Below are 365 nucleotides of genomic sequence, written 5' to 3'. Positions count from 1 at the left end.
AATTTTAAGCACGCCTATTTAACTGATAAAGGAGTTATCGACCGCCTACTGGCGCTCTCTGATGAACTGCGTGACGCATGCGCTTTCTACCAAAGGATTCTTTACGCCATCGAAACTCGTGATGAAGCTGAACTCAAATCTGTTCTATATCCCACAAAAAATGATGCCCAATACAGCTCATTGCCAAAGGCAATGAAGAAGGCTCGTCGCACTATCCGCAAGCACTTCGACGAACTAATAAACAGCTTTATCTACGGATTCTCAAATAGGCCAATTGAAGGTTCAAACAATAAAATCAAAGCCACTAAACGCACGGCATACGGGTTCCGTAGTTTCAAAAACTTTCGTCTACGTATTCTTATCTC

At 42.5% G+C, this 365-nt stretch carries 1 protein-coding gene; it reads left to right on the top strand.

From position 1 onward, the window contains the following. Positions 1–365 (top strand): transposase (locus EST42_RS08770; protein WP_167711212.1); only part of this gene is annotated, 365 nt, incomplete at both ends.

The organism is Weissella cibaria, from assembly GCF_004521965.1.
GTDB classification, from domain to species: Bacteria; Bacillota; Bacilli; order Lactobacillales; family Lactobacillaceae; genus Weissella; species Weissella cibaria_A.
The sequence above is the reverse complement of the archived record's forward strand: the minus strand, read 5'-3'. Positions and strand labels throughout refer to the sequence as shown.